Raw genomic sequence first — 18181 nt, 5'->3', positions numbered from 1 at the left:
CTCACTTTACAACCTTCTCAATAAAATTCCGAATAGAAGACAAGCCATCTGGCGTTCCAATGCTCTCTGGATGGTACTGGAAGCCATAAATTGGAAGGGTTTTATGTTGAATCCCCATGATGGCTTGGTCATCAGTCGAACGAGCTGTCACTTCAAAGTTTTCTGGCATTTCTTCAATTAAAATACTGTGGTAACGCATGACCGCACGGCCATCCTCAATGCCTTGATACAAAACAGATGGCGCTTCAAAGCTGATATTGCTCTGTTTCCCATGCATGACTTTTGGAGCCAAACCTAACTTACCACCAAAGACTTCTGCAATGGCTTGGTGACCCAAACAAATCCCAAGAATCGGCTTCTTGCCAGCAAAATCACGAATCATATCTTCCATCTTTCCAGCATCAACTGGCCAACCCGGACCGGGCGAAAAGACTAGACCATCTGCTTTTTCAGCTTCTTCATACAGCTTGGTATCATCATTTCTCAAGACCTGTACTTCTGCAAAATTCCCAATGTATTGGGCCAAGTTATAGGTAAAAGAATCATAGTTGTCAATCAATAAAATCATGGTCTTAGTTCTCCAATTCTAGTCATAGATTTAGCCTTGTTAATGGTTTCTTGGTATTCGTTTTGGGCGATAGAATCGTAGACAATCCCTGCCCCAGCCTGCACATAGGCTGTTTGATTTTTGAGAATCATGGTTCGGATGGCAATGGCGAAATCCATATCACCCGTCGCAGACAAGTAGCCGATTGCTCCTGCGTATACGCCACGTTTTTCTGTTTCCAGTTCATAGATGCGTCTCATTGCTCGAATCTTTGGTGCTCCTGAAACTGTTCCAGCAGGAAGTGTTGCTTTCAAGGCATCCATGGCAGTAAGTTCTGGAAGCAAACGCCCCTTGACCACACTGGTCAAATGCATGACATAACGGAAGAGCTCCACTTCCATATACTTGGTGACTTGGACACTGGCCGTTTCAGAGATGCGACCAATATCATTACGACCCAAGTCTACTAACATCCGATGCTCTGCTGTTTCCTTCTCATCCGAAAGCAGGTCTGTCGCCAAAGCCTTGTCTTCTTCATCCGTAGCTCCTCTTGGTCGCGTACCTGCAATCGGATTGGTTGTCACGATGCCATTTTTGACAGAAACCAAACTTTCTGGACTAGCTCCGATGATTTGATAATCCCCAAAATCATAGAAATAAAGGTAATTAGAAGGATTAGTCACGCGGAGATTTCTGTAGAAGTCAAATGGATTTCCAGTCACTTCTGCTGAGAAGCGTTGACTAAGTACACATTGGAACATATCGCCATTACGTATCAAGTCACGAGCCGTTTCCACCATTTCCTCAAACTTCTGAGGAGCGATATGGGGTTTGAAGTCTAACAGAGATAGATCCAAGTCTTCAAATTCATTTGGAGCAGGAATGCGTAATTCCTCAAGCACTTGGTTCAAGGCTTCTTCCAAGTCTTCTTGGCTACGCTCACTATAAAGAGCATCCTCGATGACATGGATTTTTTCCTTCTTGTGGTCAAAGACCATGTAACTCTCATAGACAAAGAAATGCATGTCTGGCGTTCCAATTGTATCTTCAGGAATTTGACCAATTTCTTCATAAAGCGAAATCATATCGTAACCAACAAAACCAATGGCTCCCCCACCAAAAGGTAGGTCTGAATGGTGCTGGCTCTTATGAGTCACTTCATAAAGGAAATCCAAGGGATCCCGATCAATCACTTGACCATTTTGATAAAGAACTCCATTTTCAAACTTAATCTCAAAAACTGGATTATAGGCTAGGATAGAAAAACGAGCTGTTTCCTTGTCTCTCGGAATACTCTCTAAGATAACCTTGTGTTGCCCCTTTAGGCGCATATAAGCCAAGATTGGTGATAAGACATCTCCATGAATGATTCGTTCCATTGTAATTTCCCTTTCAGTTCTACTTCTAGTCCGTGGCGACTGTATGAAAAATCCCCACGCAAAATAACTTGCGTGAGGACGAAATTCGCGGTGCCACCTCAATTATAGGATTTCTCCTATCTCTCATTCCTGTCTCAGAACCTTCCTGTAACAGGCTGTGCGATAAAGGGCACTCCCTTGAGAATTATGTTTTCTTCTCTCGTTTCAGATGGACCCAACCTTACAGCTTTCTCTGCTTGTTTCCAGCAACCACAAGCTCTCTGTGAGAGAAAGGACTGTAATTTTTCCATCTATTATTTTTTAGCTTCTAGGTAGTCTGCAATCGCAGCTACGTCCTTGTCTCCACGACCAGAGACATTGATGATGATAATGTCATCTTTACTTAGTTTCGGTGCACGTTTAACTGCTTCTGCGATAGCGTGCGAACTTTCAATCGCTGGGATAATCCCTTCTGTCTTGCTGAGAAGGAGGAGAGCCTGAACAGCTTCTTCATCCGTCGCAGCCACATAATCCACGCGACCTGAATCTTTAAAGTAGGCGTGTTCTGGGCCAACCCCTGGATAGTCCAATCCAGCTGAGATAGAGTAAACTGGAGCCAGCTCTCCGTCTTCCTTAAAAACTGCATAAGTCTTCATGCCGTCGACAATTCCGATACTACCTTTTGTCATAGTAGCTGCGTGCTTGTCTGTATCAAGTCCGTGACCAGCAGCTTCAACCCCAACCAATTTGACTTCTTCATCAGCCACATACTGTGAAAAAGCACCGATGGCATTAGAGCCACCACCTACACAGGCAATAACGTAGTCTGGTAAACGACCTTCTTTTTCTAAGATTTGACAGCGAGATTCTTCACTGATGACCTTTTGGAACTCGTGGACAATGGTAGGATAAGGGTGAGGACCTACAGCAGATCCCAGAACATAGAAGGCTTCCAAATCATTCATCCATGCTCCAAAGGCTGCATCAACAGCATCTTTGAGGGTACGAGTCCCTGTTTCAACTGCGTGAACAGTTGCTCCCATCATCTCCATACGGAAAACATTGAGACGTTGACGCTCCACATCTTCTGCCCCCATGTAGACATCACAAGCCATACCAAACTTGGCTGCAGCTGCCGCCGTCGCAACCCCGTGCTGACCAGCTCCTGTTTCCGCAATCACTCGTTTTTTGCCCATGCGTTTAGCAAGAAGAATTTGTCCTAAAACGTTATTGAGTTTGTGAGAACCAAGATGGTTAAGGTCTTCGCGCTTGAGATAAATCTTAGCGCCACCTAAGTGCTCTGTCAAACTTTCTGCAAAATAGAGCGGTGTTTCGCGACCTGAATAGTCCTTTAAGTAATGGCGAAATTCTGCCAAAAATTCTGGATCATCCTTGTACTTGTCAAATGTCACTTCCAACTCATCCAACAAAGCTTGAATCGGCTCCGGTACAAAACTACCACCAAATTGTCCAAAATAACCTTTAGTTGTCATAAAATTTTTCCTCTTTCTGTATTGATTTCAAGATATGAAAAAGCCCACACACAGAAAATTACTCTGCGTGAGGGCGTTGGTAACGCGGTGCCACCTCAATTATAAAGGGACTATTCCCCTTTACATCTCTGCCTTGTCTAACAACAAGTTGCACTGTAAGGTGTGCGCACCGAATTTTCATTGTTTCAAATTCATTTTTAAAATCAGCCCACTTTCACTACTTCCAACCACCTGTTCACAATCACCACAGGCTCCCTGAAGATCAAAAATAGTTACTTTTCTGATTTGTTGAACTTATTTTAATACTTTGTTTTTTCTTTGTCAAGACTTTTTTACGATTTTTTTGATAAAGTTAGCACTTTTTCAGAAACTGTTTTGAAAGTCTCAATGATATAGTCCACTTCTTCATCGCTTAATTTAGTGTGAAGAGGAAGCGTAATTTCATTTTCAAAGAAGGCATAGGCCTTGGGATAATTCGCCATATCAAAGCCAAGATTCTTATAGGCTGTCAAGAGCGGAAGCGGTTTGTAGTGTACGTTACTTGCAATTCCTGCTTTGGCCAATTCTTGGATGATAAGATTGCGTTCTTCTAAGCTTGCTCCATCTACATGGGTGATGTAGAGGTGGCGTGAAGATTCGACAGTATCAGTCTTGTGTGCCAATGGATGGATACGAGAACCTGCAAAACCACGATCATAGCGGTCCACGATCTCCTTACGACGTTCTAGCAAACCAGGGTAACGGTCCAATTGTACCAAACCAAGTGACGCCATGATATCGGTCATATTGCACTTGTAGGCTGGTGTTACGATATCGTATTCCCATGAACCCAGTTGCATCTTGGCTAGGGCATCCTTAGTTTGCCCGTGAAGAGAAAGGATTTGGAATTCCTTGTACATCTCTTCGTCATCAATCGCTGGATTGGCTTTCCAAGTGGCACTTCCTCCCTCAGCTGTTGTAAAGTTCTTAACGGCATGGAATGAGAAGGATGTGAAGTCAGCGATAGAACCAGCTGGTTGCCCTTTATAAGTAGATCCCAAAGCATGGGCACTGTCAGAGACAATCACAATACGGTTAAAGGCCTGTTGCCACTTGCTTGAAGCGGTAAAGAGGTCACGTTTTTTCTCCACAACTTGGAACAAACGGTCGTAGTCGCAAACAATCCCTGCAAGCTCTACTGGGATGATAACCTTAGTATTTTCAGTGATGGCTTGCTCCAGCAAGTCATAATCCATCTCAAAAGTATCTGCTTGAATATCCACCATGACAGGGGTCGCCCCTACGTGAGTGATAACACTACATGAAGCTGTATAGGTCATGGCTGGAACGATGACTTCATCACCAGGTCCCACTTCCAAGACGCGTAAAATCAACTCAAGAGCGGCAGTCGCAGAGTTGAGGCAGACAGTCTTAGGTGTCTGTGTGTATTGAGACAAGCGACGCTCCAGTTCTTTTGTCTTAGGACCTGTTGTGATCCAACCAGAACGCAGGGTATCTGCTACTTCAGCAATTTCTGCTTCCGTAATATCGGGTGGTGAAAATGGAATATTGTAATTTGGCATTGATTTGCTCCTTTTATCTGTACTCATTTTCTCATGACTACTTTATTTTAGCACTTCAAACACGGTTTGAAACATGATTTTGATGTCTCCAAGGAAACTAAACTCTCGGAGATAGGCGAGGTTATAGCTCATCTTTTCAGGAAGGACGTGTTCGACATAGGCTTGGTCAACCGACAGACCTTTCTCCGTCATTTGACTGATGATGGTGTCCTCATCCTTGTAGTTGATGCTGGCTGGAGAGGTAATCCCTGCTGGTAAGAGCAAGGTCGCCATCATTTCAGGGCTATACTGCTCTGTGTAACGAGGCACTTCAGGTCGTGTACCGACAAAAGACATCTCGCCTTTAAGAACATTGACCAGCTGAGGCAGTTCGTCTAAACGGACACGGCGGATGAAATTGCCAACCTTGGTAATACGACTATCGTTAGCTGAAGTCACCAGACTTCCTTTTTTATCCGCATCCGTCACCATGGTACGGAACTTCCAAATCTTGAACCGACGGTTATACTGGGTCACGCGCTCTTGCTTGTAAATCACTGGCCCCTTGCTATCCAACTTGATCCAAATGCTCAAGATGAGAAAGATAGGAGAGGTCAGAATCAGCAAGACTACGGCTAGAACCCAGTCCAAGCAACGCTTAAAAATCAGCGAACCCTTCCTTTTAGAGACAAGCTGGTAGTAAGACTCAACCTCGCTTGATTTCATTTCCACGGGCAAGTCTTCCCATTTCAGCATGCTGTTTCTCCTTTGTTTTTATTATACTATTTGTCAACATTTTTCATTATACCACAAAATGGAAAAGGCGGTGAAAGAAATCTGTAATTTGAAGGATTTCCTTCTTACACTCAATGAAAATCAAAGTACAGCTTTTAGGTTGCAGATAAAGCTGACCTGACTTGAATAGATTTTCAAAGAGTATTAGGCCATGGCCCCTGCCTGCAAACTATACATCTTGTGATAGGTTCCTCCCAGAGCCAAGAGTTCCTCATGGGTTCCACTCTCAATAATTCGCCCTTTGTCCAAAACATAAATACAGTTGGCGTCTTGGATAGTAGAAAGACGGTGGGCAATGGCAATGGTTGTCCGTCCCTGTCTCATCTTCGCCAGTGAAGCTTGAACCAAACTTTCTGTTTCAGAGTCAATATTGGCTGTCGCTTCATCCAAAATCAGGATTTTAGGCTGACTGGCGACTGTTCTAGCAAAGGCAAGAAGCTGGCGCTGTCCAGTTGAAAAGCTCGAACCACGCTCGGACACAGGGGAATCATAACCTTGAGGAAGTTCTTGAATAAAGGAATCTGCATCCACGAAGGTAGCTGCGTCCTTTACCTGCTCATCACTGATTTCTTGGTACATAGCGATATTGGACTTAATGGTCCCATGATAGAGGAAGGGATCCTGCAAAACTAGCCCGATGTTTTTTCTCAACTCTTCCTGACTGTAGCACCGGATATCCACACCATCCAAGAGAACTCTCCCTGACTGGAATTCATAAAAACACATGAGAACATTGATAATCGAAGATTTCCCAGAACCTGTATGCCCCACAAAAGCAATGGTTTCACCCTTGTTAACGGAGAAGGAAATGTCATCCAGAATCTGATGTTTACCGTCATACGAGAAACATACATGTTCAAAACGGATATTGCCTTCTTTGATCTCGGCCTGTCCATTTTCTTGAAGAGGCTCATAGGTCCTCTCGTCAATTAAGGCAAATACACGACCCGCAGAAACCATGGACGTTTGAAGAGTTGAGAAGTTTTGCGTCACTTCAATCAGGGGATCAAATAGACGATTGATATACTGGATAAAGGCATACATAGTCCCGGCTGTTATTCCTAGATAAAGTCCACGATAGCCAAAATAGGCCATTAAAACTGCATATCCTAGGAGTTTAAGCAAACTCATGGCAGGTCTCAAAAAGAGGGCATCCAAGGCTACAGAACGGTTGGCGTATACCAAGTGTTCTTGGTTGATCTCATCAAATTCTGCCTGCAGCCGCTTCTCTTGATTAAAGGCCTGGATAATCCTAATTCCCTCGATGTTTTCAGCCAGCTTGCTATTGATATCTGACAAGAGACTTCTGGTTTTCTCAATGATTTTCACTGATTTTTTTCGATAGAGATTGACCAAAAGGAAAATCAAGGGGAGAAAGAGCAAGACTAATGCTGTCAAACGAAAATCCAATACCAACATGGTATAAAGAGTTGTCAGAAAGATGAAAACTGCTGAGATAAAGCTAGATAAAATCCCTGAAAACATATCACTGATGGTCTCGGTATCATTGGTCAAACGAGAGACGATAGAGCCTGCTGGCGTCTTGTCAAAATAAGACATCCCCAATTTCTCCATATTGGCAAAGGCATCCCGACGAATATCCCTAACAATACTGTAGGATACCCGCGCAAAGAGAAGATTGCCGACATACTGGACCAGAGTTTGTAGGATATAAAGGCCATAGTAGACCAGCAAAACGGTAACGGCAAGTTGATTGAGATTGCTGAGATACTGGTCTATAAAGTGGGAAGCCACAAGGGGAATGACACTTTTGATGACCGTCGTCGCTAGGAGAAAACTGAGTGCCAAAAAGGTAAGGAGTCCATACGGCTTGAGATAAGACATCAAGCGCTTCAATACAGTCCATTGTTCTTGCTTATTCTGCATCTTCTTCTCCTTTCATTTCCAGTTGCTGAGACTGGTAGGTTTGGGCATACCAGCCATCCATGGCTAGCAAGTCATCGTGTGTCCCCCGTTCGATAATTTGACCATTTTGCAGAACCAATATCAGATCTGCATGGACAACTGCGCTGAGACGATGGGCCGTGATAATGGTTGTCTTGTCTTTACGCGTTTCCTTAAGATTGTCGATGATGGCATACTCTGTCTTGGCATCCACGGCCGACAAGGAATCATCTAAAATCAAGATATCAGGGTCTAAAATCATAGCCCGACTCATGGCTAGCCGTTGCTTTTGACCACCAGAAAGACTGACTCCCTTTTCACCAATCAAGGTATCAAATCCCTGAGGCATGGCTACAATGTCTTGGTAAACTTGGGCTAGCTTAGTCGCTTCCTCGACCGCTGAAAGGGGCAAGTTAGGATTGCCAAAGCGGATATTGTCTAAGATTGAAGTCGCAAAGAGGAACTGGTCCTGAGGAACATAGCCCATAAGACTACGAAGATCTGTCAGACGATAGTCACGAATATCGTGGCCATTCAGATAAATAGCACCCTTATCCACATCATATTCACGCAAGAGAAGCTTGATCAAGGACGTTTTTCCAGATCCTGTCTGCCCGACCAAGCCCAATGTTTGCCCTTTTTCTAAACTAAAGTGAATATCCGTTAGTGTTTCCTCATTTTCAAATGCAAAGCTGTCAACATCGTACTCTAAGCGTCCATTTTCAATACTGTCTAGAGGAAACTCAGGGTCTTGTACAGGTGATTCCTGAGACAAAAGTTCCTCAATCCGCTGGTAAGAAACCTTCCCTCGCTGAGTAATATTAAAGAGGAAGCCGATGGCCATAAGAGGCCAAACTAGCATATCCAAGTAGCTGATAAAGGTAACTAGATTCCCAACCGTGATTTGCCCTTTCTGAACCATCAAGGAGCCGACCAAGAGGGTTAAGACATAGGATGAACCAACAAATAAGAGAACCATGGGGTCAAAGAGACTATCGTATTTCATGGTTTGCAGGTTCTTTTGGAAGGTCAATTCATTGACTGCCTGAAAGGAATTCAACTCGTCCGCCTGATAACCGAAAGACTTGGTCACTTTGATACCTGATACGGACTCCTGTACCTTGTTATTGAGTTCAGAAAAGGCAGCTTGCGATTCGCCAAAGGCCTTGTGGGTCTTTCTCCCTAGGCGACTGGTCGCATAAGCCATGAAAGGTAAGGGTAAAATGGCAACTATGGTCATCTGCCATGAAATGCTAAAAAGCATGGTCAGCAAGGTCACTAAAGCCGTGATAGAGGCATCCACCGCAGACATAACACCGCCTCCTGCCAGACGAGTTAAGGCATTGATATCATTGGTTGCGTGCGCCATCAGGTCTCCCGTCCGATAGGTCTGATAAAAGGCTGGAGACATTTTTGTGAAATGCTCAAACAAACGAGACCGCATAATCTGTCCCAGACGGTAGGAAGTCCCGAGGATATACATACGCCAAACATAGCGCAGATAGTACATCCCAAAGGCTGCAAGCAGCAGGTAAAATAGGTCAAGAAGGAGGTCCTGCTGGCTTAATTGCTGCAATGTAATGTCATCAATGACCCGCCCCATAACCATAGGTGGAATGAGATTGAGGACGGAAACCAAGACCAGGGCCACAATTCCGACTAGATAACGGCGTTTTTCTAACTTGAAAAACCACCAAAGTTTTTGAATAATGGACATAAAATCCCTTTCTGATTGCAAATGGAAACCTGAGGCCAATACTCAATGAAAATCAAATAGCAAACTAGGAAACTAGCCGCAGGCTGTACTCGAGTACGGCAAGGCGACGTTGACGCAGTTTGAATTTGATTTTTGAAGAGTACAAGACCCCAGGTTTTTCTTATTCATAGGTTACGACTGTGACGGCACCCTTGTCATACTCAGCGATAAAGATATTGGCAACATTGTCATGTCCTTGTTTGCTGAGGTTATCAAGCAACCACTCTTCGCTACGACCAATCGACTCCAAAACATCGACTTGGATCACACCGTCAGTCACAACTGGATACTTAGGATTTTCATCTCCCATTTGGACCACGATGAGTTGGCCATTTTGCTCCTGCACAGCTCGTTTGACTTGTTTCATCTGAAAAATCCCTTGGCTACGAAGTTTGAGAGCTACATCTGATGCAGACAAACCAACTGAACGACAAGCTTCTGGGTCAATCTTCCCATTTTTGATAAGAAGAGTTGGCTTGCCATCAATCAAGCGTTTGACAAAACGAACATTGTTGTTTAGCCATTTGAGGGTCAAGACCAAAATCGTCCACATCATCAGAATCACTGCATACTGAAGAATACTAATAGAACTATTGTAAATTACCCCACCGATGATTCCACCAAGAACATAGTTCTGAATTTGGTCTGTCGCAGAGTTAGGCGCCAGGTTCCCCTTTCCTGTCACATTAATAACAAAAACAAGCGAAAAGAGACCCAAGGCTAGTTTGATTAAAATTTCCATATAGTTGAGCGTCATTTGTTTACCTCCACCAATTCAATAGCGTCTGTTTGATGCAATTCTAATTTCTCTAAAAGATACTTGTCTGGTTGGCTCCCGTTCATGGCACGGTAGACATCTGAACCTACCTTGACAAGCGCCCCATCAGTGGCAGCTGAAGTATTGACATAAACTTCTGATTTATCCACTCCCAAGTCTTTGGAAACAACCTCTATGAAATGAAGTGAAGTTTGAAATTGGTTGTTAGAGGCTTGATTGGTCTGATATTTTGAAATCGTCACCAAAAGCATGGCCACCAAGGTCAAGGCCAAAATCATGACCAATTCCCGAAACTTAGTTCCCTTTTTATCACGATAAGCCTTAAAAGCAAAAAATCCTGTGATAGCTAGGAGCACAATCCCAAAGCCAATCATGATGCCATTTTGCTGACTGATTTGGCTAAGCACATAGTCATATGAGTAAAATTTCATTTATTTTCACTCCCTTTCATAAAATCATTCTTTATTATAAACGAAAGAGGGTGATTTTTCAAACCATACGTTGGGGAATTAGACCTTTTTTTGGTATAATAAAATCTATAAATCTGAATGAAAAAGGTAACTTTATGAAACTCATCTCATGGAATATTGATTCCCTCAATGCTGCCCTAACTAGCGACTCAGCTCGTGCCAAATTGTCCCAAGAAGTCCTACAAACCTTGGTCGCTGAAAATGCTGATATCATTGCTATCCAAGAAACCAAGCTTTCTGCCAAAGGGCCTACAAAGAAACACTTGGAAATTTTAGAGGAACTCTTCCCAGGCTACGAAAACACGTGGCGCTCTTCCCAAGAGCCTGCCCGTAAAGGCTATGCTGGAACCATGTTCCTCTATAAGAAAGAACTCACACCCACTATCAGCTTCCCAGAAATCGGTGCCCCTTCTACCATGGACTTGGAAGGTCGTATCATCACTCTAGAATTTGATAAATTTTTCGTTACCCAAGTTTACACTCCAAACGCTGGTGATGGCCTCAAACGCTTGGAAGAACGCCAAGTCTGGGATGTCAAATATGCGGAGTACTTGGCTGAACTAGACAAAGAAAAACCAGTCCTTGCGACCGGTGACTACAATGTAGCCCACAATGAGATTGACCTTGCAAATCCTGCTAGCAACCGCCGTTCACCTGGATTTACCGACGAGGAACGTGCTGGATTTACCAACCTCTTGGCAACAGGATTTACCGATACTTTCCGTCATGTTCACGGCGATGTTCCAGAACGCTACACTTGGTGGGCGCAGCGTAGCAAGACTTCTAAAATCAACAATACAGGCTGGAGAATCGACTACTGGCTCACAAGTAACCGCATCGCTGACAAGGTGACCAAGTCTGATATGATCGACTCAGGAGCTCGCCAAGACCATACACCGATTGTCTTGGAGATTGAACTCTAAGGAGAAAGCTAATGGACTATCAAGCTGTCATCCCCGAATTTGTGGTATCCAACATCGAAAAGTCACGCTACTTTTACTGCAACTTGCTGGGCTTCTCTGTCGAATACGAACGCCCCGAAGAGAAATTTCTCTTCCTCTCCCTTGAAGACTGCCAACTCATGTTAGAAGAAGGCGACGCAGAAGAATTAGCTCAGCTGGCTTATCCTTTCGGGCGTGGTGTCAATATTTCCTTTGGCATTGAGGATGTTCCTCAGCTCCACCAAAAACTGCTGGAAGCTGACTATCCCATCCATCGTCCCCTGACAAAAAGAGAATTTCGAGTGGGAGATAGTTTTATTTATCCCCATGAATTTGCAGTCTTGGATCCAGATGGCTATTTTTTAAGATTTAGTGAATAGAATAATAGAAACCTACAATACTGTATCATGTTGTAGGTTTTTGTTCGTTCGTTTTTTCAAATCAAAACACTAACAAAATATTTGATTTCTAAAGTTATTTAGTGTAAAATAATAACATTGGCTCAAGCCTATTTAAAATTAAATATCATTTTACTTGTTTATGTCGTGAATTGGCACGACGTTTCTACAAGGTGCCGGAACACCTAACAATAAGTATGTCAACAGTGAGGTATGGTCGTTTTTGCCATGCCTATTTTGGGGACCTACTTAGAAATTAAGTAGGTCTTTTTTCTATCATTTTTTACTGGATAAAAATCTGAAACAAGTAAATGGATTATCTTTTAGACTTTAGGAGGTCTTATGAAATTATTAGAAGAGCGCATCCTCAAGGATGGGCATATCTTGGGTGACAACATCCTCAAGGTGGATTCCTTTTTAACCCACCAAGTTGACTTTAGCTTGATGCGAGAGATTGGTAAGGTTTTTGCGGAAAAATTTGCTTCTGCTGGCATTACCAAGGTCGTGACCATTGAAGCGTCAGGTATTGCCCCAGCCATTTTTACAGCTGAAGCCTTAAACGTTCCCATGATTTTCGCTAAAAAAGCTAAAAACATCACTATGAACGAAGGAATCTTAACTGCCGAAGTTTACTCCTTTACCAAGCAAGTGACCAGTACCGTTTCTATCGCTGGAAAATTCCTCTCACCAGAGGACAAGGTCTTGATTATCGACGATTTCCTTGCTAATGGCCAAGCTGCTAAAGGCTTGATTCAAATCATCGAACAGGCTGGAGCAACAGTCGAAGCTATCGGTATTGTGATTGAAAAATCCTTCCAAGATGGCCGTGATTTGCTTGAAAAAGCAGGCTATCCTGTCCTATCACTCGCTCGTTTGGATCGTTTTGAAAATGGTCAAGTTATTTTTAAGGAGGCAGATCTCTAATGCAAACTCAAGAAAAACATTCGCAAGCAGCCGTTCTTGGCTTGCAACACTTACTAGCCATGTACTCAGGATCCATCCTGGTTCCTATCATGATTGCGACAGCCCTTGGCTATTCAACTGAGCAGTTGACCTACCTGATTTCCACAGATATCTTCATGTGTGGGGTGGCAACCTTCCTCCAACTCCAACTCAACAAATATTTTGGTATTGGACTCCCAGTCGTTCTAGGAGTAGCCTTCCAGTCGGTCGCTCCTTTGATTATGATTGGGCAAAGCCATGGTAGTGGCGCCATGTTTGGTGCCCTTATCGCATCAGGGATTTACGTTGTTCTTGTTTCAGGCATCTTCTCAAAAGTAGCCAATCTCTTCCCATCTATCGTAACAGGATCTGTTATTACTACGATTGGTTTAACCTTGATTCCTGTCGCTATTGGAAATATGGGAAATAATGTTCCAGAGCCAACTGGTCAAAGTCTCCTACTTGCAGCTATCACTGTTCTGATTATCCTCTTGATTAACATCTTTACCAAAGGATTTATCAAATCTATCTCTATTTTGATTGGTCTGGTTGTTGGAACTGCCATTGCTGCCAGCATGGGCTTGGTGGACTTCTCTCCTGTTGCAGCAGCACCACTTGTCCATGTCCCAACTCCACTCTACTTTGGGATGCCAACCTTTGAAATCTCATCTATTGTCATGATGTGTATCATCGCAACGGTGTCTATGGTTGAGTCAACTGGTGTTTATCTGGCCTTGTCTGATATCACAAAGGATCCAATCGACAGCACGCGCCTTCGCAACGGGTACCGCGCAGAAGGTTTGGCCGTACTTCTCGGAGGAATCTTTAATACCTTCCCTTACACAGGATTTTCACAAAACGTTGGTTTGGTTAAATTGTCAGGTATTAAGACTCGCCTACCAATCTACTACGCAGCTGGTTTCCTGGTTCTCCTTGGACTCCTTCCTAAGTTTGGTGCCCTTGCTCAAATCATTCCGAGTCCTGTCCTCGGTGGTGCTATGCTGGTAATGTTTGGTTTTGTATCTATTCAAGGGATACAAATCCTCGCCCGTGTTGACTTTGCTAACAATGAACATAACTTCCTTATCGCAGCTGTATCAATCGCTGCAGGTGTCGGACTCAACAACAGTAATCTCTTTGTCAGCATGCCGACAGCCTTCCAAATGTTCTTCTCAAACGGAATCGTCGTAGCCAGCCTACTTGCCATTGTCCTCAATGCCGTATTAAATCATAAAAAGAAATAAGAAAAAGAGGTGCGAGCCTCTTTTTTGTTTATAGTTAATGAACAATTATTGTAAAAATAAATCAGCTAAAAATCCTTCTCTTAACATCTCTAAATTGAATACATTCGTAATGTGACTAAATGCTTCTGCTAGTGGTAAATGTGCTGTTTTCCATCCTTGACCATCAGTAACCCAAACAAATTCAACATTGTCATCTGAAGTAATAACAAATTGACTGAGTTCAGTAAACTCTCCAGCAACCGCTTTTAATTTACTTCCTCCGCCGCCATAATAATTCGTTTCAATCAACCAAACCTTATGTTTTTCTCGGGAATAAACTGCAACATCAAATCTTCTCTCAGACTTATCAACAGGTACTTTAATCCCCCACTTATTCTTAATAAATTGGGCTGTAGCTTGAGATTTCCATTCCAATTTTTGTTTCTGAGAAATTTTTGCTACATGTCTCTCTAAAATCCCCTCCATGGTTGTTCCACTTCGATTTTTTCGTGCATTGCTATCTAGTCCAGTCTCTACTCCATAAACATAATCAACTAATGAACGATTAGCATGTTGTTGTAAAAAAAATAATAAACCAGATTGAACAATAAATTTCATGTAATCATCTATTCTACTAGTGTCTATCGTTTTGAAATCCAATTGCTCAAAAGACATATTATCGTTTTCATCTATTGTTAAAACATCCAAAACTTTATCTCGACTTGCAATCAGACTAGGAATTGCTTTTAACAAATTGGGTTGTTTAGTGAATAAGTGTAATGCTTCTGAATAGATATCGTCTTTACCAATTAAGTAGTTTAATGTATTTAACTCTAATTCATACTTCTTGGTCTCACGATTAACTTTACTCCAATTCACATAGTACTCTGGCGTTCTGTTGGTAATTGAAAGCGTAGAAAGAAATTTTTCCAAGCGCTCTTCTGACGGTAATTTATGATAATTTAATAGATTCATAAGATTCCTTTCTTAAAAATATTCACCTTGATTGTTCAACTCAAGTCTATCCATATCTATATATTTAGTTAAATAATAATCTTGGTATCTTTGATCATGAATAAAATGCGCACCTACAGAAAAAGATTGTTCAGAAATATGTCTACTAAGTTCATCTATATCACCAAATAAAACCTCAATATATCTACCAAAACAATCTGAACGTCCTCTATATTTAGTATCACCCTCAAGTTTCGGATAATTAAATTCCTCGATAATTGCAATATAACTTATTATATTTATAATTTCTTGCAAGGAAAATTTTCCAACATCATTCAATGAAGCTAATACACTTCTTAACTCTTTAATACCATTATCAATTTCTTCTGATGATAGATATCTGTCATTGTATAATGGATTATTAATTCTAATTAGTTGGTTTTCAATTAATAAATAATCTGAAATTGTAGATTCTATTGTTGTTAATGGCCTTTGTGAGATTGACCTCAAGACAATATATACTATATTCTTTATTAGTTTTACAGGAAATTTTTCAATATGACATTTTTCTATTATTTCCTTACAGATTGTTATAAAACTTACATCTTCTTCCTTAAATCTTACTAAACAATCGTAAGAATTTCTCTTTAATCGTCTTTTAGTCTCCTCGTTTGTTGCCTTATATCCATAAAATATCAAAGTTATATCTTGAGGTGTTATAAGGATTCTAGATTTAGCTTCTTCTCCCTCTTTAATTGACTCGGAAAAACCAGAATGTTCTAAACAGTTAATAAGTTCAAGGCCAAATTCTTTATAAGTTGCATACTCACCTAACTCTAACACTTTTCTATATCTCCAACCTCTTCTTTGCAATTTTTAAATATTCTTTTTCAGCATCGATACCTATAAATCTTCTACCTAATCGCTTCGCAACAACACCCGTAGTGCCACTACCAACAAATGGATCTAGAATATAGTCACCCTCTTTAGTAGAGGCCAAAATTATACGTTCCAATAAATATTCTGGTTTTTGTGTTGGATGCTTGCCAGCCCATTTCTCAGCTTTTTTCGTCAAAGCACCTGTCCAAACATCTTTCATTTGCTTACCATCATTTAGCTCTTTCATCAAATCGTAATTGTAATAATGACGAGCTTTTTTATCATTTTTTCTTGCCCATAAAATAGTTTCAGTAGAATGAGTAAAATAACGACAGGATAAATTAGGTGCAGGGTTTGTTTTCTGCCAAGTAATATTATTTAGAATTTTAAAACCTTCTTGCTCTAATGCCATTCCAACTGAGTAAATATTATGTAAACTCCCCGAAATCCAAATAGTCCCATTAGGCTTCAAAACTTCTTTTGCTAAACGAATCCATTTACGATTGAATTCGTGCTTTTCCTCAAAGGAAGAAATCTTATCCCAGTCACCTTTATCTACAGATACAACCTGTCCCCCAGAATTTGATATACCACCGTTACTCAAAAAATATGGAGGATCAGCAAAGATCATGTCCATGCTTTCTGGTTTCATTTTCGATAATAACTTAAACGTATCTGCATGAACAAGAATCATTTTATCTTTATTATAGTATGGTTTTGTCATTAAAACACCTCCATACTTATATTCGTTATTTTTCATAATTTGTGACTATAATTTCAGAAATTTTTCCTCGACTCGAAGATTTTGCTCCATTAGTTCGGGTAGCTTCAACATAATGGATATTAAAATCTCGATACAACTCCTCTACCAAAAAACTAGAGGAGTTTGACAACATAACATAAGCCCCTGCATCACTCAATTTTTTAAAGGTATCTCTTAATCTTACTTGATCATCATAAGAAAACCCCTCATGAGTGTAGGAAGTAAAGGCACTCGTCTCAGACAATGGAATATATGGAGGATCAAAATACACAAAATCCCCTGGCTGAACATCTAAAACAGCCTTTTCAAAATCTCCCGTTTTAATTTCTAGTTGATTGTTATTTAGGTATACTGAAATAGCAAATATCAATTCCTCATCAACAATTTTAGGATTCTTATAACGTCCATATGGAACATTAAATTGGTTCTTAGAATTCACACGATATAGACCATTAAAGTCCACTCTCAACATATAGAGAATACGTGCAGCTCTTTGTACTTCGGACATCATATCTATTCTTTCATCACGATCAGCAGAACGTAAATCTAAATAATATTCTTTTGAATTATATTCCTGATGAACTTTCAAAATTTCAATCAATTCTTGAGGATTGTCCTTAATTTGTTGATAGCAATTTATTAGTTCAGCGTTAAAATCATTAATAACTGCATCTTTAGGAGCTAAATCAAAAAATAAAGCTCCACCTCCAACAAAAGGTTCGAAATACCTGTTATAGGTTTTAGGAATTAATTCTCTAATAACAGGCAATAATTGTCTTTTACCACCTGTCCATTTCGTGAACGGTTGTAAAGTAACTTCCTTTATTTCTTTTATCTTCATGCTTTTAATTATACCATAGAAATTAAAACACAACTCTTGTATTTTCTACCACATTACTAAATTTTCTATTTTAGAATTAAATCATATCAATATCAAAAAATGAGTAAGGCAAATTTTATAAATTCCAAAATTCACCTCACTCTATTAAATTACTCTTTATATCCTTACCTGTCTATCTTCTGACCGTTGGCCTGTGACAAACATGGTAAAGGTTGCCTTGCAGACATTTCTGCCTTCTTGATTGGTGATATCGACATCCACTACACAGGTTGTGCGACCTTGATGGACGCATTCTCCTTTAATGGTCAACACGTCGTCAAGTTTTCCTGCCTTGAGGTAGTTGATAGAGGATTGAAGTGTCACCCCATCAAGCCCCAGCGAGATAACCACCAAACCACTGATTTGCTCACAAAGGGTGAAGAGATAGCCACCATGGGCATTGCCATAGTAGTTGAGCGACGAGTCCACTACTTTGGTCGTCACCACAACGTGACCATCTCTCATTTGTTCTATTTCGTAATTTTCAAAGGCAGATATAGCGTCAAAATGAAAGTCTTTCATCGTTTCCTCCTGATATTTCAAACGACACTATGATAC

Annotated in this window: 18 protein-coding genes, 1 riboswitch and 1 other annotated feature; of the genes, 4 read left to right on the top strand and 14 right to left on the bottom strand. The window is 41.2% G+C overall.

Features of this window, described 5'->3' with window-relative positions:
- Window position 1: 1 nt before the first annotated feature.
- From DXN33_RS00605 to DXN33_RS00565, 9 genes are all read right to left on the bottom strand, one after another.
- A complete protein-coding gene (locus DXN33_RS00605; protein WP_033687253.1) occupies window positions 2-568 on the bottom strand; it encodes an aminodeoxychorismate/anthranilate synthase component II in 567 nt (188 codons plus the stop codon).
- Complete coding sequence (gene trpE, locus DXN33_RS00600; protein WP_033687254.1) at window positions 565-1926, bottom strand: anthranilate synthase component I; 1362 nt, start codon at window positions 1924-1926, stop codon at window positions 565-567. The genes DXN33_RS00605 and trpE overlap by 4 nt, the downstream gene beginning before the upstream one ends.
- Before the next feature lie 71 nt (window positions 1927-1997).
- Window positions 1998-2229 (bottom strand) — a binding site (T-box leader).
- Entirely contained in the window at window positions 2220-3398 is a 1179-nt protein-coding gene (trpB, locus tag DXN33_RS00595; protein ID WP_115903989.1) for a tryptophan synthase subunit beta, read from the bottom strand. (Overlaps the previous feature by 10 nt.)
- A gap of 332 nt (window positions 3399-3730) precedes the next feature.
- Complete coding sequence (locus DXN33_RS00590) at window positions 3731-4960, bottom strand: DegT/DnrJ/EryC1/StrS aminotransferase family protein (RefSeq protein ID WP_181897259.1); 1230 nt, start codon at window positions 4958-4960, stop codon at window positions 3731-3733.
- Window positions 4961-5002: 42 nt separating this feature from the next.
- On the bottom strand, window positions 5003-5695 hold the full coding sequence (locus DXN33_RS00585; protein WP_115903985.1) for a sugar transferase: 693 nt from the start codon (window positions 5693-5695) through the stop codon (window positions 5003-5005).
- 183 nt (window positions 5696-5878) lie between these two features.
- Complete coding sequence (locus DXN33_RS00580; RefSeq protein WP_115903983.1) at window positions 5879-7621, bottom strand: ABC transporter ATP-binding protein; 1743 nt, start codon at window positions 7619-7621, stop codon at window positions 5879-5881.
- Window positions 7611-9356, bottom strand: coding sequence for an ABC transporter ATP-binding protein (locus DXN33_RS00575; RefSeq protein WP_115903982.1), 1746 nt, complete (start codon window positions 9354-9356; stop codon window positions 7611-7613). Before DXN33_RS00575 ends, DXN33_RS00580 begins: the two co-directional genes overlap by 11 nt.
- Window positions 9357-9516: 160 nt before the next feature.
- Window positions 9517-10152, bottom strand: a complete 636-nt coding sequence (locus DXN33_RS00570) for a DUF421 domain-containing protein (RefSeq protein WP_042900454.1) — start codon at window positions 10150-10152, stop codon at window positions 9517-9519.
- Complete coding sequence (locus DXN33_RS00565) at window positions 10149-10604, bottom strand: DUF3290 family protein (protein WP_115903980.1); 456 nt, start codon at window positions 10602-10604, stop codon at window positions 10149-10151. Before DXN33_RS00565 ends, DXN33_RS00570 begins: the two co-directional genes overlap by 4 nt.
- Before the next feature lie 134 nt (window positions 10605-10738).
- Here DXN33_RS00565 and DXN33_RS00560 point away from each other — a divergent pair, with 134 nt between their 5' ends.
- From DXN33_RS00560 to DXN33_RS00545, 4 genes are all read left to right on the top strand, one after another.
- The gene (locus DXN33_RS00560; RefSeq protein WP_115903979.1) at window positions 10739-11566 is read left to right on the top strand and encodes an exodeoxyribonuclease III; all 828 of its coding nucleotides are present in this window, start codon (window positions 10739-10741) and stop codon (window positions 11564-11566) included.
- Between the two features lie 11 nt (window positions 11567-11577).
- On the top strand, window positions 11578-11964 hold the full coding sequence (locus DXN33_RS00555; protein ID WP_115903977.1) for a VOC family protein: 387 nt from the start codon (window positions 11578-11580) through the stop codon (window positions 11962-11964).
- Between the two features lie 134 nt (window positions 11965-12098).
- A riboswitch (purine riboswitch) is annotated at window positions 12099-12194 on the top strand.
- 130 nt (window positions 12195-12324) lie between these two features.
- Window positions 12325-12906: a xanthine phosphoribosyltransferase gene (locus DXN33_RS00550; protein WP_115903975.1), complete on the top strand. Its 582-nt coding sequence runs from the start codon at window positions 12325-12327 to the stop codon at window positions 12904-12906.
- A complete protein-coding gene (locus DXN33_RS00545; protein WP_115903973.1) occupies window positions 12906-14168 on the top strand; it encodes a nucleobase:cation symporter-2 family protein in 1263 nt (420 codons plus the stop codon). Before DXN33_RS00550 ends, DXN33_RS00545 begins: the two co-directional genes overlap by 1 nt.
- A gap of 45 nt (window positions 14169-14213) precedes the next feature.
- On the opposite strand, the gene DXN33_RS00540 is transcribed toward DXN33_RS00545, so the two are convergent.
- The 5 genes from DXN33_RS00540 to DXN33_RS00520 all read right to left on the bottom strand — a co-directional run bounded on the left by DXN33_RS00540 (window position 14214) and on the right by DXN33_RS00520 (window position 18145).
- Complete coding sequence (locus tag DXN33_RS00540; protein WP_115903972.1) at window positions 14214-15122, bottom strand: type II restriction endonuclease; 909 nt, start codon at window positions 15120-15122, stop codon at window positions 14214-14216.
- Window positions 15123-15134: 12 nt separating this feature from the next.
- On the bottom strand, window positions 15135-15944 hold the full coding sequence (locus DXN33_RS00535; RefSeq protein ID WP_084950215.1) for a hypothetical protein: 810 nt from the start codon (window positions 15942-15944) through the stop codon (window positions 15135-15137).
- Window positions 15945-15948: 4 nt separating this feature from the next.
- A complete protein-coding gene (locus tag DXN33_RS00530) occupies window positions 15949-16704 on the bottom strand; it encodes a site-specific DNA-methyltransferase (protein WP_181897258.1) in 756 nt (251 codons plus the stop codon).
- A 25-nt stretch (window positions 16705-16729) separates the two neighbouring features.
- On the bottom strand, window positions 16730-17584 hold the full coding sequence (locus DXN33_RS00525) for a DNA adenine methylase (RefSeq protein ID WP_084950217.1): 855 nt from the start codon (window positions 17582-17584) through the stop codon (window positions 16730-16732).
- 156 nt (window positions 17585-17740) lie between these two features.
- Window positions 17741-18145, bottom strand: coding sequence for a PaaI family thioesterase (locus tag DXN33_RS00520; protein ID WP_115903968.1), 405 nt, complete (start codon window positions 18143-18145; stop codon window positions 17741-17743).
- Window positions 18146-18181: the final 36 nt, after the last annotated feature.

Source organism: Streptococcus sp. NM (assembly GCF_003390135.1).
Taxonomy (GTDB): Bacteria; Bacillota; Bacilli; order Lactobacillales; family Streptococcaceae; genus Streptococcus.
Note: the sequence above shows the minus strand (reverse complement) of the source record. Positions and strands in the feature narration are given on the sequence as shown.

Coding starts and splice junctions, on each gene's coding strand:
- DXN33_RS00605 (WP_033687253.1), bottom strand. CDS start 568: ATGATTTTATTGATTGACAACTATGATTCTTTTACCTATAACTTGGCC.
- trpE (WP_033687254.1), bottom strand. CDS start 1,926: ATGGAACGAATCATTCATGGAGATGTCTTATCACCAATCTTGGCTTAT.
- trpB (WP_115903989.1), bottom strand. CDS start 3,398: ATGACAACTAAAGGTTATTTTGGACAATTTGGTGGTAGTTTTGTACCG.
- DXN33_RS00590 (WP_181897259.1), bottom strand. CDS start 4,960: ATGCCAAATTACAATATTCCATTTTCACCACCCGATATTACGGAAGCA.
- DXN33_RS00585 (WP_115903985.1), bottom strand. CDS start 5,695: ATGCTGAAATGGGAAGACTTGCCCGTGGAAATGAAATCAAGCGAGGTT.
- DXN33_RS00580 (WP_115903983.1), bottom strand. CDS start 7,621: ATGCAGAATAAGCAAGAACAATGGACTGTATTGAAGCGCTTGATGTCT.
- DXN33_RS00575 (WP_115903982.1), bottom strand. CDS start 9,356: ATGTCCATTATTCAAAAACTTTGGTGGTTTTTCAAGTTAGAAAAACGC.
- DXN33_RS00570 (WP_042900454.1), bottom strand. CDS start 10,152: ATGACGCTCAACTATATGGAAATTTTAATCAAACTAGCCTTGGGTCTC.
- DXN33_RS00565 (WP_115903980.1), bottom strand. CDS start 10,604: ATGAAATTTTACTCATATGACTATGTGCTTAGCCAAATCAGTCAGCAA.
- DXN33_RS00560 (WP_115903979.1), top strand. CDS start 10,739: ATGAAACTCATCTCATGGAATATTGATTCCCTCAATGCTGCCCTAACT.
- DXN33_RS00555 (WP_115903977.1), top strand. CDS start 11,578: ATGGACTATCAAGCTGTCATCCCCGAATTTGTGGTATCCAACATCGAA.
- DXN33_RS00550 (WP_115903975.1), top strand. CDS start 12,325: ATGAAATTATTAGAAGAGCGCATCCTCAAGGATGGGCATATCTTGGGT.
- DXN33_RS00545 (WP_115903973.1), top strand. CDS start 12,906: ATGCAAACTCAAGAAAAACATTCGCAAGCAGCCGTTCTTGGCTTGCAA.
- DXN33_RS00540 (WP_115903972.1), bottom strand. CDS start 15,122: ATGAATCTATTAAATTATCATAAATTACCGTCAGAAGAGCGCTTGGAA.
- DXN33_RS00530 (WP_181897258.1), bottom strand. CDS start 16,704: ATGACAAAACCATACTATAATAAAGATAAAATGATTCTTGTTCATGCA.
- DXN33_RS00525 (WP_084950217.1), bottom strand. CDS start 17,584: ATGAAGATAAAAGAAATAAAGGAAGTTACTTTACAACCGTTCACGAAA.
- DXN33_RS00520 (WP_115903968.1), bottom strand. CDS start 18,145: ATGAAAGACTTTCATTTTGACGCTATATCTGCCTTTGAAAATTACGAA.